Origin of the sequence: Nocardia sp. NBC_01503 (genome assembly GCF_036327755.1) — a bacterium.
Classification (GTDB): Bacteria; Actinomycetota; Actinomycetes; order Mycobacteriales; family Mycobacteriaceae; genus Nocardia.
Genome location: NZ_CP109596.1, coordinates 5,183,119 through 5,206,177 on the forward strand (window position 1 = coordinate 5,183,119; position 23,059 = coordinate 5,206,177).

Annotated in this window: 18 protein-coding genes and 1 pseudogene; 11 read left to right on the forward strand and 8 right to left on the reverse strand. The window is 66.6% G+C overall.

The features are described 5' to 3' along the window. From OHB26_RS23375 to OHB26_RS23390, 5 genes and pseudogenes are all read right to left on the reverse strand, one after another. The gene (locus OHB26_RS23375) at positions 1 to 2,184 is read right to left on the reverse strand and encodes a hypothetical protein (RefSeq protein WP_330179400.1); all 2,184 of its coding nucleotides are present in this window, start codon (positions 2,182 to 2,184) and stop codon (positions 1 to 3) included. Then, positions 2,184 to 2,879 (reverse strand): hypothetical protein, encoded by a 696-nt coding sequence (locus tag OHB26_RS23380; RefSeq protein WP_330179401.1) that lies wholly within the window; start codon positions 2,877 to 2,879, stop codon positions 2,184 to 2,186. Before OHB26_RS23380 ends, OHB26_RS23375 begins: the two co-directional genes overlap by 1 nt. Before the next feature lie 717 nt (positions 2,880 to 3,596). Next, a pseudogene (locus OHB26_RS39745) lies at positions 3,597 to 4,019 on the reverse strand (type VII secretion target); the annotation flags it as partial. Further along, on the reverse strand, positions 3,913 to 4,302 hold the full coding sequence (locus tag OHB26_RS23385) for a hypothetical protein (RefSeq protein ID WP_330179402.1): 390 nt from the start codon (positions 4,300 to 4,302) through the stop codon (positions 3,913 to 3,915). The pseudogene OHB26_RS39745 and the gene OHB26_RS23385, both read right to left, overlap by 107 nt. Positions 4,303 to 4,438: 136 nt before the next feature. Beyond that, positions 4,439 to 5,641: a hypothetical protein gene (locus tag OHB26_RS23390; protein WP_330179403.1), complete on the reverse strand. Its 1,203-nt coding sequence runs from the start codon at positions 5,639 to 5,641 to the stop codon at positions 4,439 to 4,441. Positions 5,642 to 5,862: 221 nt separating this feature from the next. Between OHB26_RS23390 and OHB26_RS23395 the strand changes: the two genes are divergently transcribed. Continuing rightward, positions 5,863 to 6,786 (forward strand): C40 family peptidase, encoded by a 924-nt coding sequence (locus OHB26_RS23395; RefSeq protein WP_330179404.1) that lies wholly within the window; start codon positions 5,863 to 5,865, stop codon positions 6,784 to 6,786. Positions 6,787 to 6,804: 18 nt separating this feature from the next. Continuing rightward, complete coding sequence (locus OHB26_RS23400) at positions 6,805 to 8,565, forward strand: WXG100-like domain-containing protein (RefSeq protein WP_330179405.1); 1,761 nt, start codon at positions 6,805 to 6,807, stop codon at positions 8,563 to 8,565. A 10-nt stretch (positions 8,566 to 8,575) separates the two neighbouring features. On the opposite strand, the gene OHB26_RS23405 is transcribed toward OHB26_RS23400, so the two are convergent. From OHB26_RS23405 to OHB26_RS23415, 3 genes are read right to left on the reverse strand one after another with little or no spacing between them, the layout of a single operon-like run. Further along, positions 8,576 to 9,904 (reverse strand): MFS transporter, encoded by a 1,329-nt coding sequence (locus OHB26_RS23405; RefSeq protein ID WP_330179406.1) that lies wholly within the window; start codon positions 9,902 to 9,904, stop codon positions 8,576 to 8,578. A gap of 33 nt (positions 9,905 to 9,937) precedes the next feature. Then, positions 9,938 to 10,618, reverse strand: a complete 681-nt coding sequence (locus OHB26_RS23410; protein WP_330179407.1) for a hypothetical protein — start codon at positions 10,616 to 10,618, stop codon at positions 9,938 to 9,940. Between the two features lie 9 nt (positions 10,619 to 10,627). Then, entirely contained in the window at positions 10,628 to 10,984 is a 357-nt protein-coding gene (locus tag OHB26_RS23415; RefSeq protein WP_330179408.1) for a hypothetical protein, read from the reverse strand. 382 nt (positions 10,985 to 11,366) lie between these two features. Between OHB26_RS23415 and OHB26_RS23420 the strand changes: the two genes are divergently transcribed. From OHB26_RS23420 to OHB26_RS23460, 9 genes are all read left to right on the forward strand, one after another. Then, positions 11,367 to 11,915 carry a hypothetical protein gene (locus OHB26_RS23420; protein WP_330179409.1) on the forward strand — a complete coding sequence of 183 codons (549 nt, stop codon included), beginning with the start codon at positions 11,367 to 11,369 and terminating at the stop codon, positions 11,913 to 11,915. 411 nt (positions 11,916 to 12,326) lie between these two features. Continuing rightward, on the forward strand, positions 12,327 to 14,036 hold the full coding sequence (eccA, locus tag OHB26_RS23425) for a type VII secretion AAA-ATPase EccA (protein WP_330179410.1): 1,710 nt from the start codon (positions 12,327 to 12,329) through the stop codon (positions 14,034 to 14,036). A gap of 28 nt (positions 14,037 to 14,064) precedes the next feature. Beyond that, entirely contained in the window at positions 14,065 to 15,621 is a 1,557-nt protein-coding gene (gene eccB, locus OHB26_RS23430) for a type VII secretion protein EccB (protein WP_330179411.1), read from the forward strand. After that, positions 15,618 to 19,622 carry a type VII secretion protein EccCa gene (gene eccCa / locus OHB26_RS23435; protein WP_330179412.1) on the forward strand — a complete coding sequence of 1,335 codons (4,005 nt, stop codon included), beginning with the start codon at positions 15,618 to 15,620 and terminating at the stop codon, positions 19,620 to 19,622. Before eccB ends, eccCa begins: the two co-directional genes overlap by 4 nt. 125 nt (positions 19,623 to 19,747) lie before the next feature. Then, a complete protein-coding gene (locus OHB26_RS23440) occupies positions 19,748 to 20,065 on the forward strand; it encodes a hypothetical protein (protein WP_330179413.1) in 318 nt (105 codons plus the stop codon). Positions 20,066 to 20,090: 25 nt separating this feature from the next. Continuing rightward, a complete protein-coding gene (locus OHB26_RS23445) occupies positions 20,091 to 21,482 on the forward strand; it encodes a PPE domain-containing protein (protein ID WP_330179414.1) in 1,392 nt (463 codons plus the stop codon). Positions 21,483 to 21,526: 44 nt separating this feature from the next. After that, the gene (locus OHB26_RS23450; RefSeq protein ID WP_330179415.1) at positions 21,527 to 21,853 is read left to right on the forward strand and encodes a hypothetical protein; all 327 of its coding nucleotides are present in this window, start codon (positions 21,527 to 21,529) and stop codon (positions 21,851 to 21,853) included. Positions 21,854 to 21,898: 45 nt separating this feature from the next. Next, a complete protein-coding gene (locus tag OHB26_RS23455; protein ID WP_330179416.1) occupies positions 21,899 to 22,189 on the forward strand; it encodes a WXG100 family type VII secretion target in 291 nt (96 codons plus the stop codon). 25 nt (positions 22,190 to 22,214) lie between these two features. After that, a complete protein-coding gene (locus OHB26_RS23460) occupies positions 22,215 to 23,042 on the forward strand; it encodes an ESX secretion-associated protein EspG (RefSeq protein ID WP_330179417.1) in 828 nt (275 codons plus the stop codon). The last annotated feature ends 17 nt before the right edge of the window (positions 23,043 to 23,059 follow it).

Below are 23,059 nucleotides of genomic sequence, written 5' to 3' on the forward strand. Positions count from 1 at the left end.
CTATGTCTCCCCGCTCGGACCCTTGGGCGGGTTCGCCGCCGGGACCACCCCGGGTGCCCCGGGCGCGGTGACCTTGGGCGGATCGGCGGGTTTCGCATCGGGCGGCCCCTGCCCGTCGGTAATCATGTCCGCGCCGCTGGGATGGAAGAATCCCTGAAACTTTCCGAACGCGACTCCGAGTGAATCCGGAAGGTTGTTCTGGTCGAATCTCACCAGGTGGCCGTCCTGCTTCGGACCGAGTTCGCCGTTGATGACGATCTGCGGTCCGTCCTGGGTCATCACCACCAAGGCGGTTCGGTCGGCCCACTGCACGATATCGCCGGTATGTAGTTGGGATTCGGTGACCTGCGTCCACTGCATACCGGCAGGACTGTTTTCGTACGCGCCGCGTCCGTCGCAGAGGTTCGGATTGTTGAACGCCTTGTTGAGCGCGTCCTGCACCGCAGGCGTCACTTCCTGGGTACCGCTCAGGCCGGGAATCGTGACGTTCACCAGGCCCTTTCCATTGGCGGGCGGGGGAGTGGTCTGGTCGGCGGTCACCGTCGGCTGCCCGGGCGTTCCGGGCGCCCCGGGTGCGGTCGGCCCGCCCGGCGTGGTGGAGGCGGGAGTGACGGCATTCGGATCCTGTCGCCGTTGTGGTTCGCCCCTGTCGTGCTGGATTCCCGGGTTGTCCTGATTCCGGTTCTGCGCCGCCTGTGACATCGCCGAGATCGCCATCAGCATGCTCGGGTCGAAACTCGAACCGCCGCCGGTGTTCCCACCCGCGTTCCCGCCGGTACTTCCACCCATGCTCCCCCCGGAATTCATCCCGGGGTTGTACACGGCCGGGGTGACGTTCGCGCCCTGCTCGATGCGTTCTCTCGCCGCGTTGATCTCATCGATAACCTGGTCGTCGCCGGTGCCGGTCGGGGTCGTGGTGGTATCGGTCGGGGTGGTCCCGGGAGACGAGGCATCCGGTTTCGTGGCCGGATTGCCTTGCCCGCCCGGACTATTCGCGAGCGCGTCCTTGAACAGCGCGCTGTAGTCGGTGTTCTGCGCCGAGGGTGTTCCGGTTCCCGCTCCGGCTCCGGTCCCCGCTCCCGTCCCCGTTCCGGCTCCGGTCCCCGCTCCGGTCCCTGCTCCCGCTCCGGTTCCCGCTCCCGCGCCTTCTCCGGTCTTTTCTCCACCACCGGCTCCCGGTCCGTCGGGTTTCTTCGGCGTCGGAGTGACCTTCGCTGCTTCCTTCAGAAACTTGTCGGCTACCTTCTCATAGGCCTCGGTCCATTTTCTGACCTTTTCCTTGAGTGGTTCGACATATACCCGCTGTTCCACGCTCGGGGTGAGATAGAACAAACCGTCTGTGGACTTCTCGAAAACCGTTTCGACTATCGGATCATGATCATGTTGGTAATAGTGCGTCTGCGTCAGCTTATCGCCATCGCGCTGCCAGCCGTCCACCTTGTTCTTGAGGACGTCTTGCACCTCGGCGATCATTTTGACCAAATTTTTGAAGAGGTCATTTCCTGTCACCTCGGTGTCGAATGTGGCGTCCGTGGCGATCTGGTGTTCGCCGTTGTATGCTGCCTCCCGCTTCTTCAATCCATCCTCCAGGGCTCCGTGCGCGGCCCTGATGTCCGACCAGCCACTCAAAGTCGTCGGTCGTTCTTCCGTCACCAGCGCCGGAGCGAAGGTCGGGTGCTCCTCTTTCGGGCGGCGCAGGCCGAGCGAATCGAGATCCCATTGCATGGTGAACTTTGTATCCAGCACCAGGGCCTTCAATGGCGCGCTGGCACCGTCCGGCGCCTTCAGTTCGACCAATACCGCATGCTTTTGCGTTTGGTCGTTGACAGAGTTGTCCGCATCGGTGCTGAATACAGGTTTGTCTACAATGGTTTGGTAGTAGGTGTCGACGTTATTGTGATACAAAGATGACACGAGATCTTTGTACTTCCCATTGTCGACATGCTTTTCGTGCGCCGTCTTCGCGAGCTCGGACTTGAGGTCGAGAGCTCCTCCGCCGGCCTGTTCGTCAAGCTTGTCCCACGCGTCCTTGAATTCTTCCGCATTCAATGTGAGGAGACGGTCCAAAGATGCTTTTGCCTGATCATCCTGGAACCCGTCATCGTCACAGAAGCTGTATTCATAGTCTTTTCGGACATCTGCGACAACCTTGTCGACCTTGCCGGCGTCGATTTCAGGAGCCATCAGATGCTCATTTCGATACGGGATGAGCCGTTGCCGGCAGAGTTTTTCGGCACAGCGGCTATTTCCGACCCGGGGTGCGTGACAATCTGTTCGTAGGTATAAAGCATGTCCCGCAGCGTCTGGCGATCGGGTTCGGTATCGGCGTACAGACGCCGCATCTCATCGGTACGGCGTCGGATGAACCCGTCACGTGAGCGTGCGATGGGCCCCGTCGGCTCCGTCTGGATTTGCGTGTCGATCACCAGCTTCTGACAGGTAACCAGGATATCCATATCGGTTGTCATTTCCGCGTAATTCCGGGTGCGGTCGGTGCCGGCTATTTCGAGTCGATCGACCAGCCCCGCACCAGGATTCGAGAAATCGGCGTCGGTCGGGGCGGCCGGCACGTGATCCGTGATCGCGATATCAGCCGGAAGGGATGACCGCAGTCGATTCGAGATGGTCGTGGAGGACGCCAGTGCGCTGAGCCGAATCGATATGCGGCTTGTCGTGATCGATACCAGTTCGGCGAGCATGCGCGCCGGGTCGTCGATTCCGGCCAACTTCGCGATGGCCTGCCGGTCGCTGTCACCGAAGCGGGATTTCCAGCGCCACGGCACGATGACCTCGGAAGGGAGGAAGAGCCCGGCCGGTAACCAGCCGCGACCTTCCGTCGAGGTCAGCAACAGCACCGGTCCGCGACGGGTGATCGCCACAGCGGTGGCCCACTCCAAGCCGGGCGTCGAATCGCCCACGGCGGCAAGAACTCCCGCGAGCAATGTGCGAGCGAGTGTCAGATGGTCGGCTACGGTATCGCCGACGACCAGCGACGGCTGTGAGCGCCTGGCCCCGGTACTCCGCGCCGACGCCGCGAGCGGCCCCGGTGAGAGCGGGCCGTCTACCAGGCGCCGGGCCGGCCCGGTCACGGGGTGAGCGGTGGATACCGCTCGGTCCGGAGCAGTCGAGGACGCATGGATGCCATTGGCGGATCGTGGGTCGGCGCCGGGTGCCGTGATGCGAGGTGGTGGGGCGGTGGTCGCGGCGGGGGCAACGGGGATATCGGTTCTCGGCCCCGCATTTCGCGGTTGCGCGGTGGAACCGGTGGAGGGTGTGGACGGAACTGGAGCCACGGGCCCAATGGGCGTCGAGGGTCCGACCGATGTGGCGGACCCTACGGGAGCGATCGGGCCTATCGGAGTGCCGACCGCGGCGGGATCGTCGGGTCGGGTGATGTTCCGCACCGCCGAGGGCGCGGCGTTCGGAGCCGTCGCCCGTCCGTCGGCGGCCGGGAGAACGGACCGCTTCGGTGGGGTGCCGCCAATGGACGGCGCCGGAATGATCGGCGGCGGTGAAGGATCGGTATTCGGTGTATGCGGTCCGGCGCCGCCGGGGCGATTGTCGAAGCCGCCGCCGGCTTGACTGATCTGGTGTCGCCCGTGCTCGTCTCTGGCTTCGAGTTCCGCTGCGGCCCTGAGCAATTGGTCGCGAGTCTGTTCATGGTTGCGAGCCAGTCGGTCTGCCTTGGCATAGCGATCGTTGTAGAACTCGACCAGCGCGCCGTGCATGGGGTCGGCGATTGTGCCGTAGGTTTCCGGGAATTCGTCGAGCCAGGCTTGCGGAATGGCGGCCCTCCTGCGAAGCTCCGCCGCGATCAAGGCATGCTGCTCCGCGGATTTCCGCAGATCATCTGGCTCGATGAGGAGATGGTCGGCCATGCTCGATTGGTTCCTCCCGCCGGGCTGCTTCGAATCATTTCTCCGACTTCCCGAAATCGGGCTCCCGGGAGCCGGGTGCGCCGTCGGCCCGCCATTGCCGCATCGCTTCCGCGAGCGGGCGTGGCAGTAGCGAAATGTCATTCATATCGATGTGGTATTTGCGCCGCGCGTCAGCGGTGCTCTCGGCTATGGCGGTCATGATCTCGGCGACCAGTTCGTGACTGCCGAATCTGTCGCACGTTCCGGGAGCCAGATACAGATCCCGGAGTCGCCCGTGGATGTCGACCTCGGGAATGACCAGGCCTGAGGGTGAGGGACGCCGCGCGACGATTTGCTCGGCCCGCTCCTGAATTGCTTCGAAGCGATGCTGCAGTTCCCGCTTCATGGCGAGTCCCGCCCGCACATCGGGGTGAAGTTCTCTCATCGATCCTCGTTCGTCGGCGGCCCTGCCCTTCAGCATGCGTCACCGCGCAGCGGGCGACTTCTCGCCAGTGAGAAGGGTGTTCGCCGAGACAAGAGCGGGATGGCTTGCGGTGCAAGCTATCCCGTCGTCCTCATCCTCACGCTGAACCGGTGCGCGGCGGGGGTGGGGGAGGAGGCGGGGGTGGCGGTGCGCCGGGTGGGGAGTCTGTACCCGATACCGGAATGGTCGCTCCCGCGGGTTGCGCCGCCGCGGCGGGATCCCCGCCCGGGCCGGGCTGGGGAACCCCCGGCGCGCCCGGCGCCGTAGCGCCGGGTGGGGGAACACCCGGCGAGTTGGGGGCCGCCGCGCCCGGCGGGGGACCGCCCGGTGCGCCTGGGGGCGGGCCGTCCGGATGCTGGCGATCGTCGCGCTGATCGCTCTTGTCGTTCATCTTCTCGACCAGTTGCAGTGCCGAGGGCAGTAGGCTGGCGCCCAGCATCGGAATCATCATGAGCGCCTGCATGATTCCCGAGCCGCCGCTGTCACCGCCCCCGCCCCCGCCATTCGCACCCGGCTGCTGCTGCTGTCCGCCGCTCCCGCCGCCCCCGGGATTCCCGCCATTGCCACCGTTACCGCCGCCGGGGTTGCCGCCGTTGCCTCCGCCGGACATGCGCAAATTGTCTTCGGCGACCTTGCTGACCCGCTTGTACACCTCCTCGATCGTCTTGGCGATCGTGTCCATGAGGCTCACCTCATCGGCGGGTTGTAATTTGGCGGCTGTCTTTCTGCTCAGCGCGGCAACCAGATCCGCGATCAGATGTTTGATCGCGGCGAGGGTGCGGTCCTTGTCTGCCGACATCACATTGGCGACATCGAGCACCTTGTCATCCATGGTCAGCAGCGAGGCCTGGCGGGATTCGACCGCTTCGAGCGTCTTCTGATACAGCTCGGACGCTTTGCCCTCGCCGAGGCTTTTGTACACCTTGGTGGTCAGCAGATCGTCGACCCGGGGCGGTGGGAAGGTCGTTCCGCGGCCGAGTAGGTCGACGGCGGTCTGGAGCGCGGCCTCGGCCATCGCGATGAAGCTCTTGAGGGCGGGCGACGCGCCGGAGGGGACCGGGAGTCGCGGAATCGTCCAGTAGTGCTTGCCGATACCGGAGGGCCGGGTATCCCGGCCGGTTTTCACGGGAAGCGTATGAGCGCCCGGTGCCACCGAGGCCGAGACCGGAACCGTTCCGGCGGGCAGGGTTTCGGCGTCCGCCGCTGCCGCGGGCGGCGTGCGGGCCTCATCCGTTCCACCCGGCAGGGTGAAGGCGCCCGCCGGGCTCGCCGTGGTCTCCGCGTCGGTCGTGTCCGTCATATACGTCGCATCCGTTGCCATCGCCGCCGGCACCCGCCTCCCTGTTGATCAGACTCATTGTCCGGTGTTCCCCGAGGTGGGAAGCCGCGCGGCGGCCGGTCATGCATAGTCGACGGACGGCTACGGCCGATACGCGGCGGCATGCTGCCCGGAATCGCCTGGGCGGCACGACGACCGGGAACACAACGGACGCTCGGTGAGGCGCGAAGGCGGTGACGCGAATGGCGACGGTTCTGTCCGACGACCTGAGCGGTGTGCTGAAGTCATTGCTCGACCTGTACGGCGCGGGTTCTCCCGATCCGGTACAGGCGGCGAGAATGGGTGTGCTCGAACGGGATACGAGCGAGGGCGTGGGGTCCGCACTGGCCGCCTACACCGGCGCGCGCAGTATGCACGTATCGATCGCGGATTCGCACGAGGGCAAGGACAGTGTGGTGCGGCAGGCGGTCGCGGTGTCCGGCGGCAATACCGCTGACGGCCGTAACCACCTCACCCATCAGATCTCGGATCTGCAATCGCGCATCCAGGCGATCGCCGGAATCCGGGACACTCGATTCAGCGGCCCGGCCCTGCTCGACGCGGTGCAGACCACCATCACCAAGGCCACCCAGCAGGTCGACCGGGACACCCGCGCCGCGCACAAGCTCGCCGCGCAGATCATGCCGCCCGCCGCCCCCAAGGTCATAACCAATTGGTCGGATTCGCCCAGACGCCGACGGCCCCGACTACGCACCCGGCGACGCACCCGGATTCCCCGAAACGGCACCGCGGGCAGCAATGCCGTTCTCGCGGCGAGCAATTGGCTCGGCACCCGGTATGTCTGGGGTGGCGGTGGCGCGGGCGGGCCCAGCGGTGGCGGCTTCGACTGCTCGGGCCTGACCCAGTACGCCATCGCGCAGGCGTCGCAGGGGCAGGTGATCCTGCCGCGCACCACCTATGAGCAGATCCACAGTGGTATCCGCATTCCGGTTTCGGAAGCCCGACCCGGTGATCTGGTGTTCCCCGCCGGTTCCTTCAGCTCACGCGGCCCGGAACACGTGCAGTTGGCCGCCGGGAACGGCATGGTCATCGAGGCGCCCTATTCGGGGTCGACGGTCAAATGGTCTCGAATGTCGAGCCAGGCCATAGTCGTTCGCGTGCTCTGAACCGCGGGGTAGCCGGACATGGCGATCGAAATACCGCACGAGGTGGCGCTGTTCCTCAATTACGCGGGCGTGCCGTACCCCGATATCAATGAGGATCAGGTCCGCGAATTAGCCACGCACGTACGGAATTTCGCCGCGAAGGTGCGCGGCACCCATGAGGCCGCGACCGGTGCGATCAAGGATATGAACGGGGTCTGGTCCGGGTACTCCTATGAGCAGCTGATCACGGTCTGGGCCCGCATGAGCGCGACCCATATGGCAGAACTCGATCGCGCCTGCAAGGTCGTGGCGGTCGCGTTGAACGCCGCCGCCGAGCTGATCGTGGTGACCAAGGTGGCGGTGCTGGCCGAACTGACCGCCATGGCCTCGACGTACCTGGCCGCCATCGCGGGCACCTTCGCCACCGGCGGGCTCTCCGCGGTGGTGGCACAGTCGCTGCCCGCGATGGCGAGCAAACTGCTGTCGGTGATGGAACAGGTGCTGATCGCCTACCTCCTCGCCGAGGTGCTCGGCAAGGCGATCGAGCCACTGGGCCACGTCATCGAGCGCATGGTCGGCGGCGCACTGCACAACGCGGTGGTGGACGTCCTGGATCTGCCCCCGCCGCCGAGCAGCTCGGCGGCGCCGCCGATGCGGATCGAACCGGACGAGGTCATGCGCTACGCGGATCTCCTGGACGCCTACGCGGACCAGATGCTCTCGCACGCGGAGGATTTCGCGAACAAGGTGGGCGGACTGGATTTCACCACCGACAGCGGACGGAACCTCGGCGACTCCGGGGGCGAGCCTGCGCGCAACCCACCGGCGGACGAGTTCACGGCAGCGCCTACCGGGCCGCCACCGCCGGTGTCACATCCGGTGGATCCCCCGATGACAACCGGAAGCCTTCCCGCTCAGTGGAAGTCGCTGCCCGCCGGACCGCCGATAGCGGCCACCGACGGCCCGGACCGAGTGGCACCGGGTTCGGACTCGCCATCCGATCGGGTCTCGCCGCGTCGCGGTGCGAATTCGGCGGCGCCTATGGCTTCGACCGGATCGGCCGCGAATGGCTCGGGCCCGGCCACGAATTCGGCCGGACCGGGCGCGAATTCGGCAGCGCCCCGGGTGAGCGCGCCACCGTGGCAGGAGAATTCCGGGATGCGGCGGGAATCCCCCGCCTCCGAAGCGGTCCGGGGCGGTAGCGAGCGCTCCGACCGCGCGGCGGACGCGCCCCGCACCTCCGATCGCACCGAGACTCACACCGCGGCAGTATCTTCCGGCTCGGAGCGGGTCTCCGAGCCCGCCGCCACAGCCGCACCTCCCAGCAGGGAGCGAACCGTCTTGGCTGCCGGTCCCACTGCCGAGGTGACCGCACCGAGCGGTGGTGATGGCGAATCCGCTGCGCGACAGCCGGATCCGATGGGCACGGTAGGTCCGACGAACGCCCAGCAGAGTGCCAGTCCCTGGCGCGGCGGCCCCGTACGACGTCGGGGGCCCGAGAGAGTGGCCCGGACTTCGCGCGAGCGGCACCCCACCGCGGCCCCGGACTCGCAGACGTCCGAGCGAAGTGGTGTTCCGGTGCCGGAGCGCGGTGTCGCATCGACGCCCTGGTCCAAACGTGTCCGCGAGTCCGACACCGTGGCAAAGGTTTTCGCCCCGCAGACCGAATCGCGCGTCGGGCGTGCCCGCGCGTCGGATCCGGTGCGGGAGGATGCGGCAGCCCGCAAGAACCCCACGGCCGACCCGGCGAATACCGTCTCCGATTCGAAGAGCCGCCGATCCGAGGAAGCGGATCGCTGACCGGTCGGGCCTATGTCCGCGCGGTGGAATCGCCTGCCCGGGAACCCTGCCGGGAGACCCTGGTAATCCAGGTTCCGGTGCTCGGTGCGGTGGGTGCTACGGCCACCGGTGCGGGTGACGGGGGTTCGGCCGACCGGGGTGGGGCCAGCCGTCGCGCCCGTCGCGCCAGCAGCGCCATCGCCACCACCAGCAACCAGCCCGCCGAGTGCGGACCGAGGATCGAGACCAGCACCCCTGAACACAGCGCTCCGGCCGCGGTCCCACCGTGCGAGATGAGCTTGCTGGCGCCGAAGATTCGGCCGATCAGCTCCTCGGGGTAGATCCGCACTCGATACAGGGTCAGCGGCACATTGACCATCGTCCCCACGAAACCGACTCCCATCCAGCACACGCCCAGCACAAGGGGATTCGAGGTGATGGCGATCGGCACGGCCAACAGGGTCCAGGCCCACAACGCGGCCGTGAGCACGGTCTGTGGGTTGAGTCGATTGCCGAGCCGGGCCGCCGGTACCGCGCTCAGTAGCCCGCCCACACCGGTGGCCCCGAGCACCACCCCGACAATCCACGTCGGTTGACCGCTCTGCTTGATCGAGAGTGTGATCACCAGAATGAGCACCTGAATTATCGCGTTCGACGCGCCGAGAGTGATCGCGGCGTTCCGCCCGAACGAATCCGTCCCGAGGTGCCGCATGCCGACCCGGATCTGATCCCAATCCCAGATGCCCGCGGTTTTCGCGGGAGCGGGTTCGGGCGGCGTCTGTGCCCGGGAGCGAATCCTGGACAGCGTCCACAGGCAATAGAGGTAGGAGGCGGCGTTGGCCAGAAACGGCAGCCCGCGTGCGATGCCGAGCAGTGCCGCGCCGAGCGTGCGGCCCATCATATTGGCTATCGGCTGCTCGGCCTCCAGGAAGGCGAACGCCGCGGGGCGCTCCGCCTCGGTGGTGACGTCCCGAATCAGAACCAGTTCAGCGGTATTGAAGAAGACGTACGCCGTACCTTCGGTGAAGGCGGCCACCGCGAGAAACAACGCCAGACCCGGTGGTCGCATGAAGATCACCAGCGCCGCCAGCACGGTGGCCGCCAATCCCATGCGCTGGCACAGCACCAGGGTTTGTCGGCGGTCCCACAGGTCCGCCGCGACCCCCGCCGGAATTTCGAACACCAGCCCCGGCGCCGCGATCGCGAAGGCCACTACGCTGGCTGCGATCGGTGAATCGGTGAGCAGCAGTGTCAGCAGCGGGTACGCGATGCGCGCACCCTGTAGTCCGACATGGGAAATGGCATTGCCGGACCACAACAGCAGGAAGTCCCGGTTACGCAGGACGGTCGAACCGGGCATTCGGAATCGCTTCCGTGGGAATCGAAGTGGCCGTCAGAGGATTCGGGTGACGACCGCCTTGATCACGCGAAGCAGGCCCCGACGGGCCCGCAGCGCGGTGATCGCGGCCGCTACGACGGTGATGGCGAGCGCGAACAATGCCGTCGATGTCAAACCGGCCGTGTGGAGCTGCGATAACTTACCGGGCCAGGGATATTCGTTACTGCCGCGCAGCGCGCCGATCGCCAGCCCCAACTGGGCGGACAGGTCCCTGTTCATCACCAGCGCCGCACTCGCCTGCGGTATAGCGGCGTTGAGCGTGTACAGGTCCATCGCCACCAGCAGCGCCGCGGCCGATGCCGCTACGGCGGTGAGGGTTTCGGCCGCCGCGCTGCGCTGCCGACTGGCCCAGACCGCCGCCGCCACGGTGATGAGGATGGCGGTGGTGGCCAGGACCGCCCAGGTATTGCTGATCTGCGGTCCGGGCGGCGGCGACTGCGACCACAGATTCAGATGTTTGGTTGTGCGCCGGAATCGCCCGAAGGCATTGACGGTGGCGGTACCGTCCCAACCGTAGGCCGACAGCCACGGCTTGAACATCAGATACAGCACCGCTGAATTCGCCAGTGCCACCAGAAGGTACGGCCAACCTTCGCTGATGGATTTGTGTGCGCCGCGCTGCGGATCCCGTCCGCCGGGCGATCCGGCCGCCTGCCACGGTGTCGATTGCACCATCGTTCCAACCTAAGGCGTGCCGGCGTGCGGGTGTCGCCACTGCTGGGGAGAGCCGGAGCCCGGTTGCCCAGCGGGCGTGGAGCTTTCGTCCACTATCCGGCAGTAGCTCAGGGCGAACGGGCGCAGTAGGGCACGCATGAAGGCGGGGCCGTCGGCGGCGGTCACCAGTGGTTCGGTCGCCGGTGTTTCGATGCCCTCGCGGTACCAGTGCACCGCCAGCGGACAGGGGCTGCCGTTGCACAGCCGCAGTTCGACCGAACCCTGTGCGTTGAGCCGGAATTCAGCGACGCGATACCACTGGTTCAACCCCCGTTCGTAGATCGAGACGAAGGTGGGAACGCGGCGCGCGGGACTCGCGGTGATCATTCGATTTCCTCACTCCCCTCCGCCATTGGATCCCGTACCGGTCGTTACTGCCAGTGCGCACTTCCCCCGCGTGGGAAGTCGCCGAACGCGCCGGGTACCGCATCCTCGAATCGCGGGCGCGGAGCCGTCGTTCGGCCGATGTGGCGCGAATTGGCCCGCAGCTGACGCTTTCTGGTACCTGGAGACCGGTCGTTTCGGCCGTAGAGTCGATGCACACTTCGCCGGTGGACTCGGAAATGAACTCGGGATCACACGGCGCCTTGATCCGGAATCAATCTGCTCGGAGATTCGATGACGTTAATCAGCACGACCCGGATTCGGCAGGACGCGCTGCCGGTCGATCGACCCCGTCGTTCGACGCCCACGGGACAGGGCGGGTGCCATGCTGATTCAGAGTAGCCGTTGCCGCACCTTCGAATACGCGGTCACCGAACCGTCGGCCTGCGCTGTCGGGGTCGCCGAGGGCGAGGTCGGCACGTCGCATCGATTCGCCGAATGCCTGGTCGTCTCGATCGCACTCGAACATGGTGATCTGGTGCTCGGTGCCGCCGCGGCGAAGATCATCCGCAAGCTCATCGCCCGCACGGGGGCGCTGGCGGTGGTCATCGATGGCTATCTCCGCCCGCCCACACGGGGTGAGCGCACCGAGGGCGGCACCGATCTGCTGACCGATCTGGCCGATTCGCTCGATCTGCTCGCCGAGGTCACCGAACGCCTGACGCACGGCGGGGAGAACGTCCACACCTTGCCCTTCGGCTGGCGCACGCGGGCGCGGGCCCAGATGTCCGACGGCGCGCACACCCGGCACGGCATTCGATTGAACGCGGGTGATCCCGGTACCGGCGGCGGGGTGGTCGCGGCGCTGGATATTCCGGTGGTGCAGCGCTTTCGCGCGATGAGCGCAGCGGCCTTCAGTCCGACCTGCGCCTGAGGAATTCCGGAGCGGCCGGTGGTGTCCCACGCCACCGGCCGTCGTGGATCTGGTTGTCGTGGGGAGGGTATTCGACAAACCATGTCCGGGGCGGCCGGCATACCGGATCGCGGAATCCGGCCGCAGGATCGAGACCACCTGATGAGGGGCAAGGTGGCGCCGACCCTTTGTGCCGTTAATCAACGGCACAACGAATATTGGCATATTTGAACGGCCGCTGGCCAATGCCCGATTCCCCCTCGTGGGAAGGCAATGCGCAGGCCGGGGCAAATGGGGTACGGCTGTTCCCAGCGATGGGAAATGAGAGTCCCGGGCTCGCCTCTACCCTTCGTGCAGACGAGATCGGTGGAAGGGAAGTCCGAGTTGTCAGCGGCCGAGGACGCGTTCTATACAGGGGTTCAAAGTCTCGGATTGGTTTCCGGGGGAGTGCGCAACGACCAGCACGCGCTGGCGGCATTCCACGCGGCGACCGATCTCGATCCGGATATGTGCGATGCCTGGCTCGGGCTCGCCATGGCCGGGGAAATCTCTGGTGAAGTCATCTACGGGGCGTATCGCTCCGTCCACAATCTGTACCGGGATCAGCAGCGGGCGGGCCTGCCCGATCGATCGCTGTGGTGCCAGGTCGAAATCGGAATGTACGGGCTGCGCGTGGCCATGTCCGATCGCGATCAGATCGCGCTCGCGCAGGCGTGCAAATACGCCGAGGGCGGTGAATGGGGCGAGGCCACCGCCATTCTCGATCAGCTGCCCGCCGACGATGTCGCCGACTTCGTCCGGCTGTCACTGTATTTCCGCACCCACCGCTGGCCCGATGTCCTGGAATTCCGGGCGCGCAAACCGGCTCTCGAGGACAATCTGCTCGATATCGCGGCCGAATTGATGGCGACACAGGCGCTGGCGCAGCTGGGCCGCTTCGGTGAGGCCCTGCCCCGGGCCCAGCGCATCGTCGAGGACAGTTCCTCGGGCAGTCTCTCCTACATCTGGGCCGACGCGCACTTTCTGCTCGGAATGGTGTTGCGGCACAACGGCGATCACGAGGCCGCCGATCGAATCCTCAAGGGACTACAGGGTTCCGCGCTGTGGCAGCAGCATGAGGATTGGCAGCGTGCGGTCGCGGACAAGACCTATCGCTTCGAAATCACCACCGCCGACGTCATTTCCACCCGCACCGACCGCTGGGATCCGCGCTCGGGCGACGACCCGGCCGAGGTGGCGGCGTCCGCGGCGCGTGACGAACGCGAATCCCTGCTCACCGAGGCTTCGGATCTGCTGCGCGCGCAGATCGGCATGGATTCGGTCAAGGAGCAGGTGGACCGGCTCAAATCCGGTGTGCTGATGGATCAGGTCCGCGCCAAACGCGGTCTGGCCGTGGACTCCCGGTCCCATCACCTGATCTTCTCCGGTCCGCCCGGCACCGGTAAGACCACCATCGCCCGGGTCATCGCCAAGATCTTCGCCGGACTCGGCGTGGTGGAGAACGCGGATGTGATCGAGGTGTCCCGCAACGATATGGTCGGCACCCACCTCGGGCACACCGCGCCCAAGACCAACGCGCTGATCGATTCGGCCCTGGGCGGAGTGCTGTTCATCGACGAGGCGTACACCCTGATCCAGGAAGGGCTCTCCGGCGGAGACGCTTTCGGTAAGGAAGCGGTCGACACGCTGCTGGCCCGAATGGAGAACGACCGCGACAAACTCGTGGTGATCATCGCGGGCTACGAGGATCAGATCGATCGCTTCCTGGCCTCCAACGACGGCTTGGCCTCCCGCTTCACCAAACGCATCCGCTTCGCCAGCTACGACGCGAACGAACTCGTCCGCATTGCCGAACATATTGCCCAGAACAAGGATTCGATCCTGTCCGGGGATGCCCGCCATGCCCTGCACGACCGCTGCGAGCAACTCTCCGGGCAGGCCCGCAATGGCCGTCGCCTGATCGACCTCGCGGGTAACGGCCGTTTCGTGCGCAATGTGGTGGAAGCCGCCGAGTCCGAACGCGACTACCGCTTCACTCGCGAGAACGCCAATGTGGCCGCGATGACCGATGAAGAACTCATGACCATCTCGGAGGCGGATATCACCGCCGCCCTGGAAGGACTGGCGCCGGCCGCCCACTGATCGGCGCGACGGAAGGAAACACACGACGGTGGCCCGCTTCCGGGTGGTGACCAAACACCAGATCTCCGGCTGGCGCTTCCTGTTCCGGCGCATCGAACACGCGCTGGTCCGGCGGGACGCCTCGATGATCGACGATCCGCAGCGCGGGCGCTCCACCGCGCTGTCGATCGGTATCGCGATGGCCTGCGTGGTCATCGCGGGATCGGCGGTGCTGTCCTTCTTCAAACCCGCCAAGCCGATCGGCGATTCGAAGATCGTCGCCGAAAAGGGCTCGGGCGCACTGTATGTGCGCGTCGGCGCACGACTGCATCCGGCGCTGAACCTCACCTCGGCGCGCTTGGTGATCGGCGCGGCCGAGAACCCGGTGCAGGTGTCCAAGGAGGAGTTGGCGAAGTTCCCGCGCGGCCCCATCGTCGGTATCGCGGGTGCGCCCGGGGCGATCTCGGACGGCAATGGCCGCGATTCCTCATGGGCGGTATGCGACAGCACCGCCATCGGTGCGGCCGGGCCGACGGATCCGACCACCGGTCTGCCCACCACGAGCCGCTCCCCGGTGCGCACCGTGGCGATCGGCAGTCGGCTCAGCATCGACGGTGATGCCACTCGCCCGCTCGGCGACACCCAGGCCCGGCTGCTGCGCGAGGGCTCCACCACCTGGCTGGTGTATCGCGATCACGATCGCGGAATCGTCAGGGCCATAATCAATCTCGCCGATTCTCCGGTCACCCTCGCGCTGGGCATCGACGCTACCGCGCCGGTGCTCCCGGCCTCGCCGGGTCTGCTGGAAGCCATCCCCGAAGCGCCACCGCTGCGGGTACCGGCGGTGCCGGGGGCCGGGCAGGTCATCAGCTTGCCCTCGGGTCTGTCGGTCGCGGTCGGCTCGGTGCTCTCGGTGTCCACCGTGGATCACGGCGCCGCCTACTATCTGGTTTCGCAATCGGGCGTGGTGCAGATCAGCGCGGTGCTGGCGGCCATGGTTCGCAATGCCGATTCGCACGGCGCCGTCTCGGCCATCGCCGTCGGCCCGGATGTGGTGGCCACCAACCTGCGCCCCGGCGGCTGGCCCGGCACCACCAGCTATCCCGCCGCCGCGGTGCACATCGCCGATCCCGAACGCGACGGCATCACCTGCTACCACTGGACGCACGCGGCCGACGATCCGAACGCGAGCACCGAACTGCTGATCGGGCGGCAACTGCCACTGGCGGCCGACGAGCTCGCGCGTACGGTGCCGCTGGTGACCGCGAGCGGTTCCCGCGGAACCACCGCCGACGCCGCCTATCTGCCCCGCGATACCGGCAGTTTCGTACGCGTCACCGGATTGGATCCGGCCTCACCATTGCGCGAGGCGCTGTACTGGATCTCCGACAGCGGTGTGCGCTACGGCATCGACGCGCGCATCGGCGGCAGTTCACCGGACCCCACCCTGACCGCACTCGCGCTGCGCAATCCCATTCCCGCCCCGTGGAGCATCGTCTCGCTCTTCGCCATCGGGCCGACCCTGTCCCAACGCGATGCCCGCATTCAACACGACGGCATCGCCGCCGACCGCGCCGCCGCGCCCCTGCCCGGAGGACAACCGTGACAACCACGCGCCGTTTCGTCCGCCCCGCCCGCATGGTGCGCGGGCCCAAGGCGCCGGCGGTGGCCGAACTGCGCCTGCAACCCCCCACCGAACTGCCCAAACCCGTTCCGCCGTCCCGGCTTCGGATGATCATGCCCGTGGTGATGATGGCGGGGATGGGCGGCATGATGGTCATGATGTTCCGCGGCGGCGCGGCCATGAATCCGATGTCGCTGATGTTCCCGATCATGATGGTGGTGTCGATGTTCGGCACCCTCGGCGGCAGTATGGGCGGGAGCGGTTCCGGTGGCGCGGCCTCGCTCAACGAGGAGCGTAAGGACTATCTACGCAGTATCGCCGAACACCGGAAATCGGTGCGCGCCACCGAGACCGAGCTCGAGACCTATCTGACACACACCCACCCCGGACCGGACAGCGTGGCCCGGCTGATCGGCGGTCAGCGTATGTGGGAGGTCCAGGTCGCCAGTCCGCAGTTCCTGCGCATCCGGGTCGGGCGCGGTCGCATCGCGAATCAGGTGCGGGTCATCGTGCCCGAGGCCGCACCGTTGGCGGACCTGGATCCCGTCGGCGTGGTGGAGGTTACGCGTTTCGCCAAGGCGTACTCGACCGTCGGTGGCATGCCGGTCGCGATCAATCTGCTGTCCGCGCCCGAGATCGGTCTGGACGGCGACGCCGCCGCGGTGGCAGCCCTGGTGCGTGCCATGCTCGCGGAAACCGTTGTGCTGCATGGTCCGGACCAGGTCGGGATCGCCGCGGTCCTGCCGGATCCGGACGCGCCGGAATGGGCGTGGTTGAAATGGTTGCCGCACACCCAGCATCCCAGCGATAAGGACGCCATCGGCTCCAGCCGGATGGTGTACCGCTCGGTCGCCGAACTCCGGGGCAAGGTGCTCGCAGGGCTCAACCGCGGACCGTTCTCGGCCAATAGCCAACCGTCACTGGAGCGTAAGCACTTCCTGCTCATCGTCGGCGTCGGCGGCGCGGCCAATGAACGCGATATCTCCGGTATCGACGGCTGCACCTGGCTGCGGCTCGGCATCGCCGAACAGCCGCTGCCGCGTGCGCTGCGCTTCAGCGTCGATGCGGACCACGCGCTGTTCGAGGTGTCCGCCCGCGGCCGGCGCCGCGTGGGCCGGGCCGATGCCATGTCCGTCAGCGCCTGCACCGCCCTGGCGCGCAGCCTCGCCCCCTACCGGCTCTCCACCGTGGTCGAAGCCGTTGCCGCCGAACAGGCGGGCGGCACCACCTGGGAGGAAATGGTCGGTATCACCGATCCGGGTGATCTCCAGGTCGACCGGACCTGGCGCGTCATCCGCGATATCGACCGGTCCCGGCTGAACGTCCCCTTCGGCTACGACCCGGCCGGCAGTCTGGTCCACCTCGACATCAAGGAATCCGCCGAGGAGGGTATGGGCCCGCACGGTATGTGCATCGGCGCCACCGGCTCGGGCAAGTCCGAATTCCTGCGCACCCTGGTGCTTTCGGCCGTGACCACGCACTCCCCGGACCTGTTGAACCTGCTGCTGGTCGACTTCAAGGGCGGTGCGACCTTCCTCGGCTTCGATCGCCTCTCCCACGTGACCGCCGTGGTCACCAATATGGAGGAGGAGGCCGATCTCGTCACCCGTATGGAGGACGTGATCAACGGCGAAATGGCACGGCGGCAACGCATTCTGCGCGATGCCGGCAACTTCGCCAGCGTCGCCGATTACGAGCGGGCCCGTGAACAGGGCGCACAGCTCGAACCCATGCCGACCCTGCTGATCATCCTCGACGAATTCGCCGAACTGCTGGAACAGCATCCGAGCTTCTCCAAACTGTTCGTCGCCATCGGCCGCCTGGGCCGGTCACTGCGCATCCACCTGCTGCTGGCCTCGCAGAAGGTGCCCTCCAGTCGGATGGGCGAGCTCGAGGCGCACCTGTCCTACCGAATCGCGTTGCGCACCAACCAGACCAGCGATTCGCGCGATGCCATCGGCACCGCCGACGCCTATCACCTGCCCAAGAAGCCGGGCGCGGGCTACCTGCGCGTCGGTGCGGGCGATCTGCAGCGCTTCCAGGCGGCCTATGTCGGGTCGCCCTATACCGCCCCCATACAGACCGCCACGCCCGGCACCCAGCGCGCCCGGCGCGCCAGCGGCGGCTACCGCATGCCGCAGCGTTTCACCACGGCCGCGATCACCGAAATCCAAAGTCCCGTACCGGAACCCGTGCCCGCGCCGGAACCCGAGGTCATCGATGCCGAACCGGTGACGGTAATGGAGACCGTACTGCAGCAACTCGCCGGGCACGGACGGCCCGCCCATCGAATGTGGTTGCCGCCGTTGAATATCGCGCCCACCCTCGATCGGCTCATTCAGAACGTGACGCCGGGCAGCCTGCGGCTGCCCTGGGCCATCGTCGACCAACCCCGCCTGCAACGCCAGGACGTGTGGACGGTGGACCTGTCCGCGGCCGGCGGCCATGTCGCGATCGTCGGCGGACCGCAGTCGGGCAAATCCACCGCGGTACAGACGCTGGTCCTGTCGGGCGCACTGACCCATACCCCCGAACAGGTGCAGTTCTACTGCCTCGATTTCTCCGGCGGTCTCACCGGCCTGCGCACCCTGCCGCACGTGGGCTCGATCGCCTCCATCCGCGACGTCGACCGTGTTCGGCGCACCTTCGCACTGCTGACCAACCTGATCGCGCACCGGCAGAACGTATTCGCCGAACTGGGTATCGATTCCATGCGCGAATTCCGTCGCCGCCGCGCGTCCGCGCGCGAATCGGCACTGCTCGATGCCCAAGGCGATCAATATGGAGACGTCTTTCTCGTCATCGACGGCTGGGATGTCGGATTCTCCAGCAACGGACCGTATTACGACGAATACCTACCGGTGGTGGAATCGCTTGCGCTGCAGGGTCTGAACTACGGCGTCCACCTGGTGCTGACCAGTTCGCGCTGGGCCGCCATCCGGTCCTCGATCAGGGATATGCTGCAGACCCGGTTGGAAATGCGCCTCGGCGACCTCACCGACACCGTATTCACCACCCAGCGGCAGGTTGTCGCCTCGATACCCGCCAATCGGCCGGGACGCTGCATCTCCACCGACGCCCTGCATATGCTGATCGCGCTGCCGCGCGTCGACGGTGTCGCGGAGCCGGATTCCATCGGTGCGGGGCTGACCGCCGCGGCCGAAACCCTCACCCGCCAATACCCCGGCAGGTGCGCGCCGGAGGTCAAGCTGTTGCCCGCCAACATCTCCCTCGCCGAGGTCACCGCGGGAATGCCCGCGCCGTCCACCCTCGCGCAGCGGCTGGCGGTGCCGTTCGGTCTCCGCGAATCCGACCTCACCCCGGCCGTCATCGACTTCGGTGTCTCCACCCATATGATGGTGCTCGGTTCCACGGGCTGCGGTAAGTCGACCGTGGTTGGGGCCCTGCTGGATTCGATCCATCGGCGATTCACCCCGGAGCAGGCGCGCATCCTGCTCATCGACTATCGCAGGCAGCATATGGATGCCGTGCCCGAGGAACATCTGATCGGGTACCTCACCAGTGAACGCGATCTCATCGAGGGACTCGGCGGTTTCGCGGCCCGCATGCGCGAGCGCCGTGCGCCCGATGGCGTGACCTCACAGCAGCTCAAGGAGCGCTCCTGGTGGAGCGGCCCGGAAATCTTCGTGGTGGTCGACGACTACCACATGGTCGTCCAACGCGGACAAGGGAATCCGCTCGATCCGCTGAAGGATCTCATCGTCGACGGACGTGACACCGGCCTGCATCTCATCGCGGCCCGCAATATCGCACAGGCCGATTCGGCCATGTACGACAACATTCTCGGGCAGATGAAGAACCTCAACTCCTCGGGTCTCATCATGGACGGTTCGAGGCTGGACGGCATGCTGGTCGGGGATGTGAAGGCGACGAAGCAGCCCACCGGCCGAGGCATTTTCGTCGAACCGCTGCATGCCCGCCGCGACCTCGTACAGGCCGCGCTGCCCCCGGTGCGGGAGTAACCGGGCGCGTCCTATTCGCCGCTCGAAGAGTGAAAAACAACTCGCATTCCCAAGGGTGGGAATGCAATAGCGTTCTTTATGTACCTCTCCATTCGAGCAATCGAATAGTCGCAAGGAGACGATCCATGTTCGTCCAAGTCGCACACGAGGAGCTCCCCGGTATCGGCGGGCAGCTCCAGACCATTCACGGCGCCTTGTCCTCGGTCGTCGGGACGCAGCTACACCGGGCGGTGCCGATACCGGCGGGCGCGGACTCCGTGAGCGTCACGGCGGCGCTGCGCCTGGTGGCCCAAACCGCGCAGCATATGGCGGTCACGGCGCCCGGGCTCGCGCACCTGCTGTCCGGCGCCGAAATGATCTACCCGGTCAGCGCCGCCTACGGCGGTACCGACGGAACGGGTGGGGCCACCATCGGCGGGGCGGGCGCGCGGCTGAGCGTGTAGGCCGCACCGGGTTCGGAGTGATGTCATGTTTCCCGACTTTGTGGCGTTGCCGCCGGAAGTGAATTCCGCGCGTTTGTTCGCGGGCCCGGGCCCGACCGAAATGGAGTCGACCGCTACCGCGTACGCGGCCATTGCCGACGGCCTGCTCACCGCTGCCGCCGGAGCCGACGGAAGCATGAACCAGATGGAGATCATCTGGCAGGGCGGCTCGGCCGACCAGGCGCAGCGCGCATTTCGCAACCACGCCAACTGGTTACGCACCGAGGGAGCCGCCGCGGCCGCCACCGCGGCGGTCGCCGCCGGAATCGGCGCGGCCAATGGCGCCGCCCTGGCCGCCATGCCGACCGTCGCCGAAATCGAGGCGATTCAGGCCGCCATCGCGACGGCGAGTGCCGCCAGCCCCGGCAGTTTGGGACTGGGCGCCGCGACGGTGGCCATACTCGAAGGTCTCTATATGGCCGAATGGTTCCGGGCGGCGACCGTGATGAGTACCTATGCGGCCGCGACCACGGCCCTGCTCGGTCAGTTGCCGCCGCCGAGTGAAGCGCCTCCGATCGTGAGCGGACCGCCCGGCGTGGCTCCGCCGGGTATACCGGGCATGGATCCCGGTGTGCCGGTGGGAGATCCGGGTGGCAATACCGGTCTCACCGAGCCGGGCGGTGGCGGGGACGGCTCGGGGCCATCCGGCGGTCAGCCCGGCGACGGCGTGGGCAACCCGGGCAACCCGGGCGACCCGGGCAACCCGGGCAACCCGGGCGAACCGGGACAGCCCGGTAATCCCGGTCAGCCCGGCGACCCCGGTAATCCGGGTCAGCCGGGTCAGCCGGGCGGCGGAGATCCTCAAACGCCGGTGACCCAAGCACAGCAACCCCTTTCGGAGCTGCCGACCATGCCGACCGACGGCTACGGGAGCGGCGACGGACTCTCCTCCGGGGACGGCGGCCTGCTCGGCGCCGCGCCGAACTCCACCACCTTGGCCGGACTCAACGGCGGCCTGGGCAGCATGGTGGCGCTCGGTATGACCCCGGGCGGATTCGGCGCGATGCCGGGCAGTACGACCGGTTTCCGGATGCCGACGAACTGGTCGACCATGTCGACCCGGGCCTTCGGTATGGGTACGGGAACCCCTGCGGCGCAACCGGTTCCGCAACGGACGGCGCCTCGGGGCGTGACCGCGCCCAAGGCCCGGCGTCGTCGCGAGCGCGATGAGCGCAAGCCCGGGAAGGCCTTCGCGCCCGGTGAGTCCCAGGACGTGCCGGTGCTGGAGGAACCCCCCGCGATAGGCGTCATCGAGTATCTCGACGGGGACGGACAGCAGGAGTCGGTTTCCGAACGACTCCTGGCACTGGAGGACCCCACCCTCGATGACCATACGGATCCGATCCTCGATTCGATCCTCGAAATACGTCCTCGATAGATTGTCGCGGCCGAAATTGAATACCATATCGAAAGGAAATTCAAATGGCGGGTAAATACAGCGGCGACCCGGTAAAGGTGCAGGAGTCCGCGAACAACACCTTCAAGGCTCACGAGGAACTGGAGAACGACCTCGGCGCCCTGTTCAACGTCTCGGACGAATTGGCCAAGGCATTGGCCAGTAAGGGCGCCGGTGACGCGACTCAGATCGCCATGTCCGATGCGCTGCACAAGGGGAAGAACCTCGACGGCCTCCTGGTTCAGATCGTCGAGCAGATGAAGAAGGCCGGTGTGACGGTCGACGAAACCGACAACTGGGCCAAGAGCAAGATCGGCGCCGTGTCCGGCGGCGGCAAGATCTCGGCCTTCTGATTCCCGCTACGCAGGCAATTACTTCTCAGAAAGGCTGAATCGGAAATGCTTTACAATTTCGAAGAAATCGATACCCACACCAGCCAGCTGGGCGGAATCATCGACAAGATGGAACAGCACACCGCTCATATCTCCGCGGTGCGGCAGGACCTGCTGAACAGCGGATTCTTCGGCTCGGCCGCGACCGGCTACGACGACGTGATGACCCAGCTGAACACCAGGCTGACCCAATATCAATCCAGCCTGGCGCAGCTCAAGGGTGCGATCGGCTCGTCCAGCGATCTCATGCGGATCACCGATACGAACAACGGAAAAGGCTTCGCGGGAATCCTGTGACGGTTCGTCGACCCCGAGTGAAGAATTGATCAACGATCCTGTCGCGGTCGACCTGAATGTCGATGCCGCCCTGCTGTTGCAGTCCATGGTCGGCATCGACTCGTATCCGATGGTGCTGGCCATCATGCCGAATATCGAGAGCATCGATGACCGGGACCGGGTCAACGCCTTCGTCGCCGCCCAACTCACCGAGGCGGGCATTCTCGGCGACGGAGGCGTGCACCCGGTCATCGCGCACTGGTTGGGCTGCCTGGCCCGGCCGGATGTGGAACTGGTCGCCCGCATCATCGACCACGGCGTCCCCGGCGAACCACCGGGGATGCTGCGAATGTCCCTGGCGCGCAGTGGTGAAACCCATGTGCTCGCCGTGCGGCACGACGATCATCTCGTCATCCAATCGGTGTTCGTCGAGGGTGAGCGGACCGATGCGGTGGCGGCGGCATTGCTCGCCGCGCTCGGTCCGGCGTCCGCGCTGGACTTCACACCGCTGACCGCCACCGACGAGGAGTTCGACACCGTGCCCGCCGATGCGGAATCCCGCCGCCCGGCGCTGGTACAGCTGGGCGCGCAAGGCCGCACCGCCGCCGTGCTCACCCGGGCGCTCGACGAGGTGGTCCGGCGCGCGGAAGTACTGATGATCGAGCACCACGACGGCATCATCGCCACCCCCGAACTGTGTATGACCGTGCTGGACACCCACTCCGGCCGGATCGCGGTCGTACCGCATCGGGATCTGAACGGGCAGGTGCGCACCACCTACCGGCCCGGGGACGATGCGAGCGTGCGTGCCGGTGTCCGGGCGCTGGTCGACCTGTTACCCGGCGAAAGTTGGTTCCGAACCAGTCGAACGTGATTGTCCCTCTGGGATTT